The sequence below is a fragment of the Marinobacterium sp. MBR-111 genome (assembly GCF_040547585.1).
Taxonomy (GTDB): Bacteria; Pseudomonadota; Gammaproteobacteria; order Pseudomonadales; family Balneatricaceae; genus Marinobacterium; species Marinobacterium iners.
In genome coordinates this window covers 1-13,094 of sequence record NZ_JBEPQA010000002.1, presented here as the reverse complement: position 1 = coordinate 13,094, position 13,094 = coordinate 1, and the positions used below count along the sequence as shown (strand labels likewise).

Sequence of the window (13,094 nt, the reverse complement as noted above, 5' to 3'; positions counted from 1 at the left end):
ACGCGCACTGCGTGCCATTGATGGGAGGTAAAGCCTCAGTCGGCGCAATCGTCTATACTGTGACGACTACCTTCCATCCGGTGGGTGTGCGGTTTTTAAGCAGAGCAACTCGGGCAGCAAATATGGGCAATCACCTGTTACACGGCGTTCAACTGATGATGCAGACGGTTTCGGCGCTGGAGCCGGTTGTTCTTGATGGCAATGCCGACCATATTGCAGCGGCAGCCCAGGCCGGTATTGAGGCGGTTGATAGGGTGATCGAGTCGCTTGATAACGTGATCATGCCCTTGAAACAAGAAGTCGACTCTGTTCTGACGCTGCAGATTGAATTTGAGGTGGATGCTGCGCGGGAAACGTTTGAGTTGTTCGATACCATGGACCAGATGATCACCGGCATGTCAGCGTATTTGCGGTTTCATTTGGCTCATTCGGTTGAGGACAACGCAGAGCTGGGGCAGTGGCAGGCTCCGCTGGCCGGTGCTTATCGACGTGCGATCCAGCAACTGGATGATGCGCACAGGATGTGTAATGCCCTGCTTGTTCATGTGCGTCAGTTCATCCCTGCCGAAAGAGTGGTTGGCCGTTTCAACCTCAGCGCACAGCAATTGAGGGCCACCACCGCTCATGGCAACCGACTGCTGCGTGAGCGCAGCATTGACGAGCTTTCGCAGTTCACTGAGTAGCCATGCGAGTATTCAAATCAGGGATGATTCGAGAACAGCTCAGCGCCGAAGCGCTGGATGCGCTTGAGTATGACTTCCGCAGTTACAAAACAACGGGCATCGCACCTATTGGCTTTGGCCGCGATGCGCCATATGACCACCCAAGCACACCCAGAATCCTGTTACTTGAAGACGTCAGGCACATTCACCTGAAACAGGCAGGCGGCTGGCCGGAAAGGCTCATTCAGTACAAGCGCACCAGTGATGACCACCTCGTTTACTGCACGGGCTCGCTACAGACGGATGTGTTTTTGCTCATCGGTCTCTTGAGTCCTGACGCGCACGACCAGATCAAAGACTTCTCTGTAGCGCTCAAACTGGGTGAGATAGCGGAGCGCTTCAGGCAACAGTTTTGATACCGATGACTGGCTGGTGCGCGTGCTGGGCAAGGATGCGGTAATGGGGATGGAGCTGGTGTTGTAGGGAGTATTGCTGAACCAGCCAATAAAAAGCCCCGCAGATGCGGGGCTTGGTTTAGTGTGACGTTGATAACAGTCTTAAGGAAGCCTCGGCCAGAAACTGGGATCGGCTTTTAAAGAGTTTGTTTTCGCTCACTGCTTTATCGATTTTAGTTACAAGTAAATGGGGCAAAGTAATATTAAGCCGGTCTACCTGGCCCATATACTTGGTCAGATCGACATCGATCATAAACCATACGCCTCCACTATACTCCTCCTGATGGGTTAGCTCGTCCAGTCGACTGGCCTGGGGGATTTCATCCCCGTCTTCGACCAGGGTTTCCAGTTGCAGGTCGATCGCTTCGGCTACGTTACCGATTGCTTCTTCCAATGTATCGCCTGCTGAAAAACAACCTGGGAGATCCGGCACAGTCACACCGTATGCGCTATCTCCCTCTTGATGAATCACCACGGGATACAGCATCTTCTTCACCTTCATGCATTCTAATGTAGTTGCCAGCCTTATTATCCGTTCAGTTCTGAAAGCTGCCGGGCTACTTCAGCCCGGCTTGCTTCAAGATACTGGCAACAGTTTTGGATGGCAGATCCTTTTTCGGGTGAGGCAAGGTAACCTTGCCTTCTTTTTCGGGGTGCTTCAGCTGGTGATGCGACCCCCGCACCTTGTGGATGTACCATCCATCTTCTTCCAGCATCTTCAGTAGTTCGCGACTGTTCATCAGTCGGCTCCTCTGTAGATGCGTTGAATCAATAATACACACTGTACACACTCATTGCAAGATTCAATGTGTATGGTGTGTATTAGGTTTGCAGGACGCGGTCTTGTCCAGGCCATAAGGGGTAACAATTGGCGATTTTTTTGGCACTATGTGCTAACCTCAATTTATGGTTTAACTGGATATATATACATGGGTTTGGTATGGGTACTAAGTCAAAGATTGAATGGACTGAGCAGACATGGAACCCCGTAACAGGCTGTACCAAGGTCTCACCAGGCTGTAAGCATTGTTACGCTGAGGTGATGGCCCATCGCTTGCAGGCAATGGGAGCTGCTGGTTACGAGAATGGTTTCAAGCTTACTTTGATGCCTGATCGCCTGTCGCAGCCGTTAAAGCGTCAAAAGCCCACTATGTATTTCGTAAACTCTATGAGCGACTTGTTTCACGAAGACGTTCCATTTGAATACATAGACCGTGTTTTTGAAACTATTCGCCAGACCCCACGGCATACTTATCAACTCCTGACAAAGCGTGCTGACCGCCTTGCTGATTACTTTTCAAGCCGCGTCAATGTGCCCGGAAATGCATGGATCGGCGTGTCTGTGGAAGACAAGCAGTATGGCGTTCCGCGGATTGATGCGCTTCGCCAGGTTGACGCTGAGATACGTTTCCTCTCTGTTGAGCCATTGCTTGAAGATATTGGTGAAATCGACTTGACCAATATCCATTGGGTTATTGTCGGCGGAGAGTCAGGAAAAGGTGCTCGCCCCATGAAACAAGAATGGGTCGAGCGTATTCGTATTCAGTGTGAAAAAGCAGGTGTCGCCTTTTTCTTTAAACAGTGGGGTGGCTGGGGCGCAGATGGAGTTAAGCGCTCCAAGAAAGTTAATGGCCGAGAATTGAACGGCCGAATTTATGATGAGATTCCTATGTCAGAAGTGCTTTCCTGACTCCAGTATAGAGCCTTTTGGCTAGACCGAACGCTTTTGGCTGGTCATTAGAAATAGCAAAGTAAAGGGAAAAATGGGGCACTCCGCGGTTATTATTTAAGCGTATAGGTGCCTCAACATAAGGAAACATCTCCCGAAGACGATTCGTAACGTAACTCTCTAATCCATTCACATCTAATTCCCGTGTCTCGTCTTCTTGGTGTTCATCAAATAGATCAAGGGCCATTGGCTCGGGGCTGCTGTAAAAAACATCAAGCCATTGATCGTTACCTAATATGCGTGAAACAGCTTGTATTTTTCCATCATCAAGCTTGCTTTTCTTTGTGGCGGCATTTCTGAACAGGCCAGAAAGTGGGAAAAGGAACCAGACATCGATTGCGCGAGTATTGCGAATTGCTTCCAGAGTGCTCCACTCGAGCTCCATACCGTATGGGTCCAAAAAGAGAACTGCTCTATTGTATCGCCAATCAATGGAGTTGCAGAGTTTTCTAACTTCCTCGTTAGCATCTCCGAGGTATAAATCGATTTTTTTCTCTGGATTATTATCCCGAATACTTTCTAAAGCTTGGAAGTGTGATTTTTTTAACTCTATAAAATGATAATGATGGAATCTTTCCTTCAGTGCGATTTTCACTGATCCTTCCATCTGTACTACTTCTTCGTCTTCAGTAAAAAGGTCGGCTTCTTTTTTAAATGATTGATTACCTGTTCCTGCAAAACTATCAATATAGTGAAGTGTTAGCCTTTGGTTTTTCATTGCAGTTGTGTAGCACTGAATATAGGCTTGGAGGAGGTCCAGCTTTGTTCTAGTCCATCCCCCACCAAAGAAGTGATCACTCATAAACAGTCCTTTTGTCCTTGAGCGCGACTTCCTACTGCGCTAATTGATGTCAATACTCTGATTAAAGATTCCGCGAAACCAGCTTCTTAACCTCAGCAATCACCCGCAGCTGCTGGGCGTTGTGCGCCGACACCACTTCATCGGTATAGGCCGGATCGTCTTTGTTGTCGCTGGAGATCAGCCAGCTGCCGTCCATCTTCTTGGTGAAGCGCTTTACCTTCAGCTCACCATCAAACTCAAATGCATAGATCTTGCCGCTGATCAGGCGGGGCACGTAGGTATCAGCCAGCACCTCATCACCATCCCAGAGCGTTGACCACATGGAGTCACCGCGAATCTTGATGATGCGTGCATTACTCGGCTGGATGTTGAGGGCGGTCAGGTCAGAGTGGCTGATGTCCTTGAAGCCATCCACGAAGTCTTCCAGCTTCTCAGCTGCCGCACCTTGGCCGGCTGAAAATGCCTGGTCCATGATCGGTACTTGGGCTGTCATCCATTCGGGCGCCACGTTCACGCCAAGCTGGGTGTGGTTTTCTTTGGGTGCCGGAATCATTGGCTCAATTCCATATTCTAGCCATTCAGCCCTTATACCGTAACGGGTAGCAATCGTCACGATCTTGTCGTGCTCAGGCATGGCATCGCCGTTAAGCCACTTGTTCGCGCCTTTTGTTGTAACGCCGCAAAGGGTGGCAAGAACACTGCCGGCGCCATGACGCGCCTGGCCGCTCTTCTTCAATGCTTCGCTTAACCGGGCAGCGAATTCCGAACGATGATCACCAGCCTGCATATCTCTGACCTGTTGAACTATTGGTTCAATTGTCGCAAGGGCTTGCATGGGCAATCAGCTCCTTGCTTGTGTGATTGGGCCGAGCTTGCTGTCGGCAAGTCTATGAGCGATCTGCTCAAGCATGATCAGGTCGGCTTCTGATAAATCACCACTGGTGGCGGCAGTTGCGATCTGCTCCAAAGCGGATCGTGAGCGAGGGGTGGTAGATGCCATCCAGTTGTCGATTTCTGCGCCTAGCTGGGTCCGCCTACCTGATGATAGCGAGCCACTTTTCATACACATATGGCCCGTTAGCAGTCTGTCCACGGACCAATCGAACACCTGCGCAATGTGAGTATATTCATTCGCCGGGATGCCGCGCCTCCACCAGTTCATGAGCCGTTGTTCGGAATAGTTGCCAAGCTCTCTAGCCAAGTCAGCACGGGACCATCCACGAGCAATGAGCTCTACGTCTATTCGTTTGATAATGTCCTGATGTAGCTGGTCGCCACGGTTTAGAAGCTGTGAGCCAACAATCATCGGGCCTTTGCCGGTCACCAACCAGTCAAGACTGCTTTCGAATTCGTCCGCTATGGCGGCCAAGTGCTCGTTCTTGATGTTTGACGTCTCGCCTGTAAACCATTGGCTCACAGCCTGGTGGCTGATGCCGCATGTGCGTTGAAGGGCGCTTCTCGCACCTCTTTTTGGGATATTGTGATGCGCGAGCAGTGCCTGAATCCTATCTATAACGGTCATGCGGTCAGACTGGTCTTCATGGTGCTTCGCTTTGCTCGCCATGCATTCAATCTCCATGGCCAGTGCTGGGCTAAATTGCGCCACATCAACATCCAAAAGACTTGCAAACTCTGCTGCAATTTTGGCATTGAGCTTGTTGTAGCCGTTGAGGTAGTGACTAACGGCGCTTTGGCCAATACTCATTGCGTCTGCCAATAACGCTTGGTTGAGCCCTAGCTCAGCCTTCTTGCTGTTCCAGATTTCCTTGAGCCTGTCATTGTCGACTCTCTCTTCAGCGGTTAGCGGCGGTTTGCTTCTGGCCATGTGTCTTTCGCTATAGTTTCCTGGCATTCCATACCATCAGCACTTTTGCCTGAATAGTGATATCGGCTGCATTCACTTCTTGGTTTTCATGGCTTGGGTTGTCGCTGATCATTTTGAACGTATCAGCAGACGCCATTTGCAGGCGCTTGATGTAGAGCATGTCGTTCCAAGTCAGCAGGTACACGCCATCGCCTATGAAGGTCTGCACACCGCGATCTATGATGACCGGATCGCCATCGTTGATGGTGCCTTCCATGCTTTGACCCCAGCCAGTGATAACCGCCAGGTGCTTTGCGCCGGAGTAACGAAGCCCTTGATTCTTCAGGTACTGCTTGTGCAGGGTCAGGTGCCGAACAGTCTCGACATAGTCTGATGCAACCTGTCCGGGACCCATGGCCGCACGTACATCAAACTGAGGGATAGTGATCTCCTCATCACTTAGGCGGCCCTTGGGCGTGAAATCTGCGGATATTACGTTGCCCTGATTGCTAAGGTGCTCCTTGCTTAGATCTTTTTTGAGCAGGTCCGTAGGCTCTGATATGCCGAAAAGATCGGCGATCTTCTGCAGGTTCTCTATACGAGGGTACCGGCTCTCACCCTCAAGGATCCGGTGCAAAGTAGCTTGGTTGAGCTTTGCGCGCTCTGCTGCCTGGGTAAAGCTGGTGATACCGGCTTTTTCCATCAGGTAGGTCACGTTCTGTTTTATCAGGCTTTTATGCGTATTAGCTGCGGCTGGATCAAATGATTCAGAACTGAATGAGTACCTTTCAAACCCAAAGGTATTCTCGATTAGTTCAGCGAAATCCTCGCCTATGGTTTTTGAGCCTTTCTTGGATGGGTCCGCTATGCATCTGGAGATGTAATCCGGTTGCTTGCCGACGATTGAGGCAAAGCGCGCTTGAGCCCCACGCTCCCCGTTGTAGAGGTGTGCCAGCAACGCCTTCATGTTCTGTCTTCTTATTTCGCGCTTATCCATATTGGCAGTTTCTTATGAGGTTACTTATAGGTAAATGTCCTGTTGGTATTGAATTACGTTTACCATCTGGTAATCTAATATCAGGCATTGCAACTGGAGCATGATCAGATGAGAAACGACGCCTTGCTTAAGTGGCTGAAAGCAGCAACCGACGAGCAGGTCCAAAAAACCGGAACAACGCGTGGCTACCTTCGCCAGATTGCCTATGGGAACAAAGTCGCATCGCCTGAAATAGCGGCACGAGTTGAGCGAGAGACGGATTGTTGCGTTACGCGTCAACAGCTTCGCCCTGATGATTGGGCGGTAATTTGGCCCGAACTCTCAGCCGCATGACTCCCGATCTGGACCCAGTATCGCTGTTCGGGTCGGTAATTTTTATCTGTTGGCTGGGGTGTGGATCCATACAGTGGCGCTGAGCCTTGACCGGCTTCTCCCTTTCGCCGGTCCTTTTTAAAGCTTCTGCGTGCGGGTGCTTCAAAAAGCAATCATGAGGGTAGAGCTGTGAACGCAATCGATATCGATGCAGCAAAGCGGGATGTGGCTGAGGCCAAGAAGATTCTTCAGATCGCAGAGGCGCGAATCGCCCGACTGGAGAGCAAAGAGAGCGAGGCGTTGCTGGCTGAAACACGAGTATTTCAGGAACACGAAATCGCAAAGCTTTATTCAGCTGGAGTGATTGAGAGCGCTGAAGAGCTCACGGAAGTCCAGATCGATGCGGCGATCAACACAAAGCTGTTCTGGTATGCCTTTGAGATCAAAAAAATGTCGGGGAGGTCGCTGGCTGATTGCGTCAATGAGGTGGTGGCAGGGATACGCGAGATGCAGAGCGTGTGTGGTCCTCACAATTTGGGGCAGGACAAATGAATAGAAAACCACTGGTAATGCGCATGAACTTCAGACTGCTGGCGCGACTGCTGCTGTGGCTGGGGATTGTGCTCTGCGCCATTTCTGGGCTGGCCCTGAGTGCAGTGGTGGTAACCACAGGCCAGACAGTATGGGTGTTCGTGCTGCTGGCGCTGATTGCTTTCTTTAACGGCGTTGCCGCACTGGCTTTGGGGCTCCAATACCTGAAACAGGCGGTGCTCAAGGAAAACTGCGGCCCGCATAGCCAAATCTCGATTCTGCCACGGTTTCAACTGAAAGAGCCGCCTTCATTCAATAACCGTTTCTTGGCCGCCATGATCATTACCGTTCAGGGCAGCGCCGGGCGCGGCACTCAGCGCAACCTGATGTGGCCACGCACCGAGTTCCAAGAGGATGAAACGCAGATAGAGGCCCGCGAGCTGGTTACCGACTGTCTCCGTAGTCTTCTGCAAGCAGCGCTGCCTCCTCAGGAGATTCACCGCATTTGGACAGCCTCAATCGAGCGCCAGACGGAAGAACTTCAGCTACGTAGTGATACCAACCATTCTCCAAATAAATGATATCGCCGACGTTTACAGGTGAGTCGGATGTGTAGTGCGAAGGGTTTGAGTCGTCGCCATCGTGCTTGAAGTAGAGCGAGTACCGATAGGACATGAATTGCACCGTGCTGGTTGTTGTGTAGGAACTCCAAACCTATCACGGGAATCCCGGCGCCGTCAGTGGGTTATCTGGCGGTCTCTTCACAGCGCCTTGTGACAGGGCTCTCTGAAGAGCTGACAGGAGATCCAGCTTAGCCCGGTGGGATTGCCGGGCGCACTAAATGCATGTGAGCGACCCGGCAGCAGGGGAAATATGCTGACTGGCGAATAGCTGTGAAGTCGGTGGCCAGATATGAAACAACCAGGCAGCAGCAGATCGACGGGGTTTCATTCCTTTAACCGGGCGGTCTCCTGAAAACACGGGGTCATACAGCTGCAGCGGGGCAGCGCCTTGAGTCAGTAAGGTCGCGGACAGCCCGGAAAGACGGGCAACAACCGAACAGCATCTTCGGCCGCTGGGTTTTTATCCTGTCCCGTAGGCAGGGAGTGAGGGTGCTGTTCAGTTGCGATCTGGATTACGTCCAGCTCCAGTTGGATGTTGATGTTGGGGCTGGATGGACCAAAGCCGAGCAGGACTGAGAGCAGTACAACTGTATTCAGTGTTGTGTGGCGGTGAGGCTGATTGGCCATGTGGCGCTCCTTGATAGCGGTTGGATAACAAAACGGTATCAAGAAAGGGCAAAAGGGCAGTAGCACTCCGCCTTGTATAGAGCGGCTATACACAGAGTCGAGAGCGGCAACAGTTGAAAGGGTGATCGGGAGTAGGTGGATGCCGGGCATTTTTATATCGGAGGAGGAGATGGAGGCCCTGATGGGTATTCCTGCACTGGCTCAGCGCCTATACGTGTTCGCCATCCGTAAATCCATGACATTCGAAACCGGAATGGTCGGCGTTGCTACCCCGATCAGCTGGCATGGGCTTGCGCGTGAGCTCAGGGTGGAGTCTGCCCCAGGCATCAAAGAAGACCTGCCCGGTAAACAACAGGTGAGGCGAGCCGCCCAGCACTTGGTCAAACAGGGGCTGATCATAGAGCGAAGTGAAGGGTTGCGTCTGATGTTTGAGTGCCCACTGGCGCGGTTGTCTACGTCTGTCCAGAAAAAAGCCGACACTAAGCCGACACACCTACCCGACCCAGTTTCAGACATGGCTGAAACCGAAAAACATTCGGTAAAACAGCAAGTTGAAGTTATGTCATACGACGAACCCGACACAGAAGCCGACATATTCAAATCTGATAAGCCGACACATGTCAGAGGGTCAGAGATTACAACAACATCATCACACGCGCAGGGAGCACAACACGATGGTCGGTCCTTCGCCATGACCTGGGATTGGTACCCCAGTGAGAGTGTCATCAGGCACTGCCGTGCAATGAGAGTGAATTGGGCAGGCCTGACACCTCAGCAACGTGATGCTCTGATCGACGAACTCAGGAGCTATTGGGTCACGCAGCCCACTCGGCTCCACACGCAGGACCAATGGGACAGGAAACTTGCTCAGCAAGCTGTCAAGAAACGACGGGGAGGATCCGCCAGTGAAACCAGTCAGTCAGTTACTCACGGACCCGGCAAACCACTCAGCGCTGTCGACCGAGTCCGACAAGCGAATCGAGACCGTTATGAGCCATACCCAGGGGGGCAGATCATTGACGTTAACTGATCACGATATGGGCGTTTTCTGGGAGCGCATGACGCAAATGTTCGGCCATCGCTGGGTGAGTGCCTATGGCTCATCTGACAGCGATAACGTCTGGCTGGCATGTCTGGATGGATTGAACCCTAAGCAGTTGCGTTCCGGTATGCGGGCAGTTGCTCGAAGCGGTGATGCATGGCCACCGACTGCGCCACAGTTTCGAAAGCTGTGCGAGAACGCCACCCTGACTGATCACGGCTTGCCAGATCCTGAGCGCGCATACCGAGAAGTTGCCAGCAATGCTCACAACCCGAGTCGGGCTAGCTGGAGCCATCCAGCGGTGTATGTCGCTGGCCGAGAAACTGGCTGGTTCGACCTGCGTCATGCCGAGATGGGTGGCCGAATCGAGCAACGCTTCCGTCGTAACTACGAGATTGCCACGCGCCGAGTATTGGCCGGTGAACAGCTGGATGTAGAGATTCCGGTTGCTTTGGAGGATACACGCGGTCGTCGGCGTCCCCTGACTGAGAAAGACCGGACAGCAGGGCGTAATGCGCTGGCTCAGCTGAGAGGGATGGTGTGATGGGTATGTCTGAATCACAGGTCGTGATTACGTCACCTGACTCTCTTCGCGATCGCATGATGCGTGTTTGGGAGCTGGTTAACCAGGCGGTGAGGGCTGGTGGCTCCGTGGCGGTGACGATCGGTAAGCCGAACAAGTCACGGGACCAGGAACGAAAGTATCACGCCATGATCGGTGATATCGCCAAGCAGGTGACGTTCTATGGCACCAAACGACACAGCGCCGAGGTTTGGAAGGCCCTACTAGTTGAGATGTTCGAGCGCGAACGTCAGGCCATGGGTGAGCCACTGCGCAAGCCTGGACGCTTGGTTCCGAGTCTTGATGGTGAGCGGATGGTGTCTCTGCGGCCATCGACCCGGGACTTCAGTGTGCAGGAAGGGCGCGACTTCATCGAGTTCCTGTATGCCCAAGGTGTGGAGATGGGTGTGGATTGGAGTGAGCCGGCTTTGAGGGTGTATGAGCAGTACAGGGAGGTGCAGTCGTGATCGAGTTCATCGTTCCCGGCAACCCGCAGGGCAAAGGTCGTCCGCGTGTGGGGCGTGTTGGTGGTCATGCCCGAATGTTCACCCCGCAGAAGACCGTTGCATATGAAAGCCTGATTGCACTGGCTGCACAGCAGGTTATGGAGAGGGGCAGCATCCAACCACTGCAAGGCCCCGTGCTGCTGCAGATGACCATGCTGCATGCGGTACCGAAGTCCTGGTCGAAGAAGAAGCGCGAGAAGGCGCTGACCGGTTACATCATGCCGACGGTGAAGTGTGACGCGGATAACTGCCTGAAGGCGGTGTGTGATGCGCTTAACGGTGTGGCCTGGCGGGATGATACGCAGGTGGTGGATGTGTTTTTGACCAAGCGATATGCCGAGGATCCGCAGGTGCGGGTGAAGATCACGCCGGTGGATGCTGAGTCGGCGCAGGGGAAGGGGGGAGAGGATGGCAGTAGATAAGGAAATGCGTAAGCGGATCGATAACCTGCTGGCGGTGTACCTGAACCATCTGGAGCAGCACCAGGCAGGGTGGCACTCGGAAAACGATTTGCAGCGACTGGCGAAGTGGAAAGGGGATTTGCCGCCTCCCTCAGGCATGGATACGTCGAATGACTTTATGATTGGCGCGGTGAGTATGACGCGGGCTCAGCATGCGAAGCTTGTGGTGGTGCAGCACTTGATCGGAAAGCCGCAGCTGTGTGGCGACTGTGGAACAGGGAGTGAGGTGCTCTGTATCAGCTGTTCAGGCCTTAGGGTGAAGCTGGTAAAGGGCATTCTCAAACAGGAGCACGCCATGACGTTGCTGGCTGAACGGTATTGGTCAAATGAGCCTGCTCATGTGGTGTGTGGGCGGTTGGGCCTGACCAAGAAACAGTACGAAGGGCGCCTGGCGAAAGGTAGGGATGAGATGGGACGTGAGCTTGGGTATTACGACCAAGTACGGGCTCTGGTGATCCAAGCAGAGGGGATCAGGATAGAAAACGCGTACAACGGTGTGATTTCTAGCAAAGTGGGTTAGAGTATTAGTACATGGAGAACCAATAGATTATTGTAAACTTATATCGAGTTGGATATAGTGCAGACCGTTGAGATACATGACCACGCCAAGGACGACATTCGAAGCATCATTGCGGTCGATCGTCCAGGGGCTTTGAAAGTTCTTGCATTGTTTGAGGACATGCAGACTGACGCCGAGCTTCAAGAACGACTGCTCGATAGAAAAACTGATGACTATGAAGAGACGGTCGATGTTATGCGGTGGGTGGAGCAATTTCGCCAGGGTAATGACCTTTACCGTATAAAAATATGGGAGCCTGATAGGGCTCGAGCTCTTCCATACCGAGTGATCTATGCATATTTGCCTCTAGACCGTATTGCAAACTTCGTAGTGCTTGGTGTCATCCACAGAAAGGATTTCAACTATGAGCCAGACCACAGCTTCACAAAACGTATTCTGCACGATTATCACGACCTCGCAGTATAAGTTCGACAACAGCGTTTCTACACGTAGCTCTCCTGATAGCGAAAAGATTCGCCCAAATGCTCGAGAGTTCCTGCCAGCGCGCGAGAACATATCATCGATTGATAGCTTCATAAGTGATTTGCTTGCTGAGGATCCTAGTCTGCATGCTGAAATGCAGGAGGCTCGCTCGTGGGTGGGTGAGCAGTACTTTGGCGATAAGCAAAGTCTTAAAGCGCTGCGACTAAAAGCAGGCCTATCACAAATTGAGCTAGCCAAAAAACTAGAGACTAGCCAACCTCAAGTAGCAAAACTGGAAAAAGGTGAGGTAGACCCTCGTCTTTCCACAGTTCAGCGTTTGTCAGCTGTGCTTGGTGTTTCAATAGGTGAAGTAGCTGCGGCGATGGATGGAAGTAAAAATGGATGATATTAGTTTATACGGCCTGTTTTGTGACGACATTAGGCAAGAGATTAGTGGCAAAGTATCACTGATCGGCATGTATGGTACGCATATGTATGTGCCAGTAATGCCGATAAAGTTGCCGAAGCTATGCGTCCACTTCTCCTTGAGGTTCCCTCTTGTGCACAAGCCTGTAGACATCGCTGTTACTGTTAAGAATGGTGATAGGCAAATTCATGAAGTAAAAGTAGAAGGGTATCAAAACGGGGAATCCATAGAGGGGGCGATGCAGGAGCTCAACGGTGGCTTCGACATGCCATTCTTGGAAATTGATGAGCCCACAACCTTGATTGTCACTGCTTCAGTGGATGGGGTTGAGGTTACAGGACCTTGTTTAGCAATCGGAGAAGATCCGAGCTCGAAACAGGATTAAGATAGAATTGAAGAGCTTGAGCTTGTGTCTTGGTAACTGTTAATTTACACAGTATTTCCTTGCAATCTACAGTGAGCACAGCTACAGTTTCTTCACACTGGTCACACTGGTCACACTGGTCACACTGGTCACACTGGTCACACTGGTCACACTGGTCACACTGGTCACACTGGTCACACTGGTCACA

General features: G+C 51.9%; 20 protein-coding genes. 13 read left to right on the top strand and 7 right to left on the bottom strand.

Annotated elements, in window-relative coordinates; translation table 11 throughout:
- Positions 1-155 precede the first annotated feature (155 nt).
- Together ABIE61_RS01625 and ABIE61_RS01620 are read left to right on the top strand one after the other, a co-directional pair.
- Positions 156-683 (top strand): hypothetical protein, encoded by a 528-nt coding sequence (locus tag ABIE61_RS01625; protein ID WP_354406163.1) that lies wholly within the window; start codon positions 156-158, stop codon positions 681-683.
- A 2-nt stretch (positions 684-685) separates the two neighbouring features.
- Positions 686-1,078, top strand: coding sequence for a type II toxin-antitoxin system YafO family toxin (locus ABIE61_RS01620; protein ID WP_354406161.1), 393 nt, complete (start codon positions 686-688; stop codon positions 1,076-1,078).
- 118 nt (positions 1,079-1,196) lie between these two features.
- Here the strand turns inward: ABIE61_RS01620 and ABIE61_RS01615 are convergent, their stop codons facing one another.
- Both ABIE61_RS01615 and ABIE61_RS01610 read right to left on the bottom strand, forming a co-directional pair.
- Positions 1,197-1,604 (bottom strand): type II toxin-antitoxin system HicB family antitoxin, encoded by a 408-nt coding sequence (locus ABIE61_RS01615; RefSeq protein WP_354406159.1) that lies wholly within the window; start codon positions 1,602-1,604, stop codon positions 1,197-1,199.
- Positions 1,605-1,674: 70 nt separating this feature from the next.
- Positions 1,675-1,857, bottom strand: coding sequence for a type II toxin-antitoxin system HicA family toxin (locus ABIE61_RS01610; protein WP_354406158.1), 183 nt, complete (start codon positions 1,855-1,857; stop codon positions 1,675-1,677).
- 128 nt (positions 1,858-1,985) lie between these two features.
- Here ABIE61_RS01610 and ABIE61_RS01605 point away from each other — a divergent pair, with 128 nt between their 5' ends.
- Positions 1,986-2,807: a phage Gp37/Gp68 family protein gene (locus ABIE61_RS01605; protein ID WP_354406156.1), complete on the top strand. Its 822-nt coding sequence runs from the start codon at positions 1,986-1,988 to the stop codon at positions 2,805-2,807.
- On the opposite strand, the gene tcmP is transcribed toward ABIE61_RS01605, so the two are convergent.
- The 4 genes from tcmP to ABIE61_RS01585 form a co-directional block, all read right to left on the bottom strand.
- Entirely contained in the window at positions 2,785-3,648 is an 864-nt protein-coding gene (gene tcmP / locus ABIE61_RS01600; protein ID WP_354406154.1) for a three-Cys-motif partner protein TcmP, read from the bottom strand. The genes ABIE61_RS01605 and tcmP overlap by 23 nt on opposite strands.
- Before the next feature lie 61 nt (positions 3,649-3,709).
- Positions 3,710-4,435, bottom strand: coding sequence for a LexA family transcriptional regulator (locus tag ABIE61_RS01595; RefSeq protein WP_354406152.1), 726 nt, complete (start codon positions 4,433-4,435; stop codon positions 3,710-3,712).
- Positions 4,436-4,489: 54 nt separating this feature from the next.
- Positions 4,490-5,473, bottom strand: coding sequence for a helix-turn-helix transcriptional regulator (locus ABIE61_RS01590; RefSeq protein WP_354406150.1), 984 nt, complete (start codon positions 5,471-5,473; stop codon positions 4,490-4,492).
- Positions 5,474-5,483: 10 nt separating this feature from the next.
- Complete coding sequence (locus tag ABIE61_RS01585) at positions 5,484-6,449, bottom strand: S24 family peptidase (protein ID WP_354406148.1); 966 nt, start codon at positions 6,447-6,449, stop codon at positions 5,484-5,486.
- 501 nt (positions 6,450-6,950) lie between these two features.
- On the opposite strand from ABIE61_RS01585, the gene ABIE61_RS01580 reads away from it, so the two are divergent.
- The gene (locus ABIE61_RS01580; protein ID WP_354406146.1) at positions 6,951-7,313 is read left to right on the top strand and encodes a hypothetical protein; all 363 of its coding nucleotides are present in this window, start codon (positions 6,951-6,953) and stop codon (positions 7,311-7,313) included.
- A gap of 23 nt (positions 7,314-7,336) precedes the next feature.
- Positions 7,337-7,873 carry a hypothetical protein gene (locus tag ABIE61_RS01575; protein ID WP_354406145.1) on the top strand — a complete coding sequence of 179 codons (537 nt, stop codon included), beginning with the start codon at positions 7,337-7,339 and terminating at the stop codon, positions 7,871-7,873.
- 435 nt (positions 7,874-8,308) lie between these two features.
- Here ABIE61_RS01575 and ABIE61_RS01570 read toward each other — a convergent pair whose 3' ends face one another.
- The gene (locus tag ABIE61_RS01570) at positions 8,309-8,542 is read right to left on the bottom strand and encodes a hypothetical protein (protein ID WP_354406143.1); all 234 of its coding nucleotides are present in this window, start codon (positions 8,540-8,542) and stop codon (positions 8,309-8,311) included.
- A 169-nt stretch (positions 8,543-8,711) separates the two neighbouring features.
- Between ABIE61_RS01570 and ABIE61_RS01565 the strand changes: the two genes are divergently transcribed.
- The 8 genes from ABIE61_RS01565 to ABIE61_RS01530 are packed head-to-tail and all read left to right on the top strand — an operon-like array spanning position 8,712 to position 12,907.
- Entirely contained in the window at positions 8,712-9,572 is an 861-nt protein-coding gene (locus ABIE61_RS01565; protein ID WP_354406141.1) for a DnaT-like ssDNA-binding domain-containing protein, read from the top strand.
- Between the two features lie 7 nt (positions 9,573-9,579).
- Positions 9,580-10,128: a replication protein P gene (locus tag ABIE61_RS01560; protein ID WP_354406140.1), complete on the top strand. Its 549-nt coding sequence runs from the start codon at positions 9,580-9,582 to the stop codon at positions 10,126-10,128.
- A gap of 5 nt (positions 10,129-10,133) precedes the next feature.
- Positions 10,134-10,613: a recombination protein NinB gene (locus ABIE61_RS01555; RefSeq protein WP_354406138.1), complete on the top strand. Its 480-nt coding sequence runs from the start codon at positions 10,134-10,136 to the stop codon at positions 10,611-10,613.
- Positions 10,610-11,074, top strand: a complete 465-nt coding sequence (locus ABIE61_RS01550) for a RusA family crossover junction endodeoxyribonuclease (RefSeq protein ID WP_354406137.1) — start codon at positions 10,610-10,612, stop codon at positions 11,072-11,074. The genes ABIE61_RS01555 and ABIE61_RS01550 overlap by 4 nt, the downstream gene beginning before the upstream one ends.
- Positions 11,061-11,633 carry a hypothetical protein gene (locus ABIE61_RS01545; protein WP_354406135.1) on the top strand — a complete coding sequence of 191 codons (573 nt, stop codon included), beginning with the start codon at positions 11,061-11,063 and terminating at the stop codon, positions 11,631-11,633. Before ABIE61_RS01550 ends, ABIE61_RS01545 begins: the two co-directional genes overlap by 14 nt.
- Positions 11,634-11,690: 57 nt before the next feature.
- A complete protein-coding gene (locus tag ABIE61_RS01540) occupies positions 11,691-12,098 on the top strand; it encodes a hypothetical protein (protein WP_354406134.1) in 408 nt (135 codons plus the stop codon).
- Positions 12,037-12,501, top strand: coding sequence for a helix-turn-helix transcriptional regulator (locus ABIE61_RS01535; RefSeq protein ID WP_354406132.1), 465 nt, complete (start codon positions 12,037-12,039; stop codon positions 12,499-12,501). Before ABIE61_RS01540 ends, ABIE61_RS01535 begins: the two co-directional genes overlap by 62 nt.
- Positions 12,494-12,907: a DUF6941 family protein gene (locus ABIE61_RS01530; RefSeq protein ID WP_354406131.1), complete on the top strand. Its 414-nt coding sequence runs from the start codon at positions 12,494-12,496 to the stop codon at positions 12,905-12,907. Before ABIE61_RS01535 ends, ABIE61_RS01530 begins: the two co-directional genes overlap by 8 nt.
- The last annotated feature ends 187 nt before the right edge of the window (positions 12,908-13,094 follow it).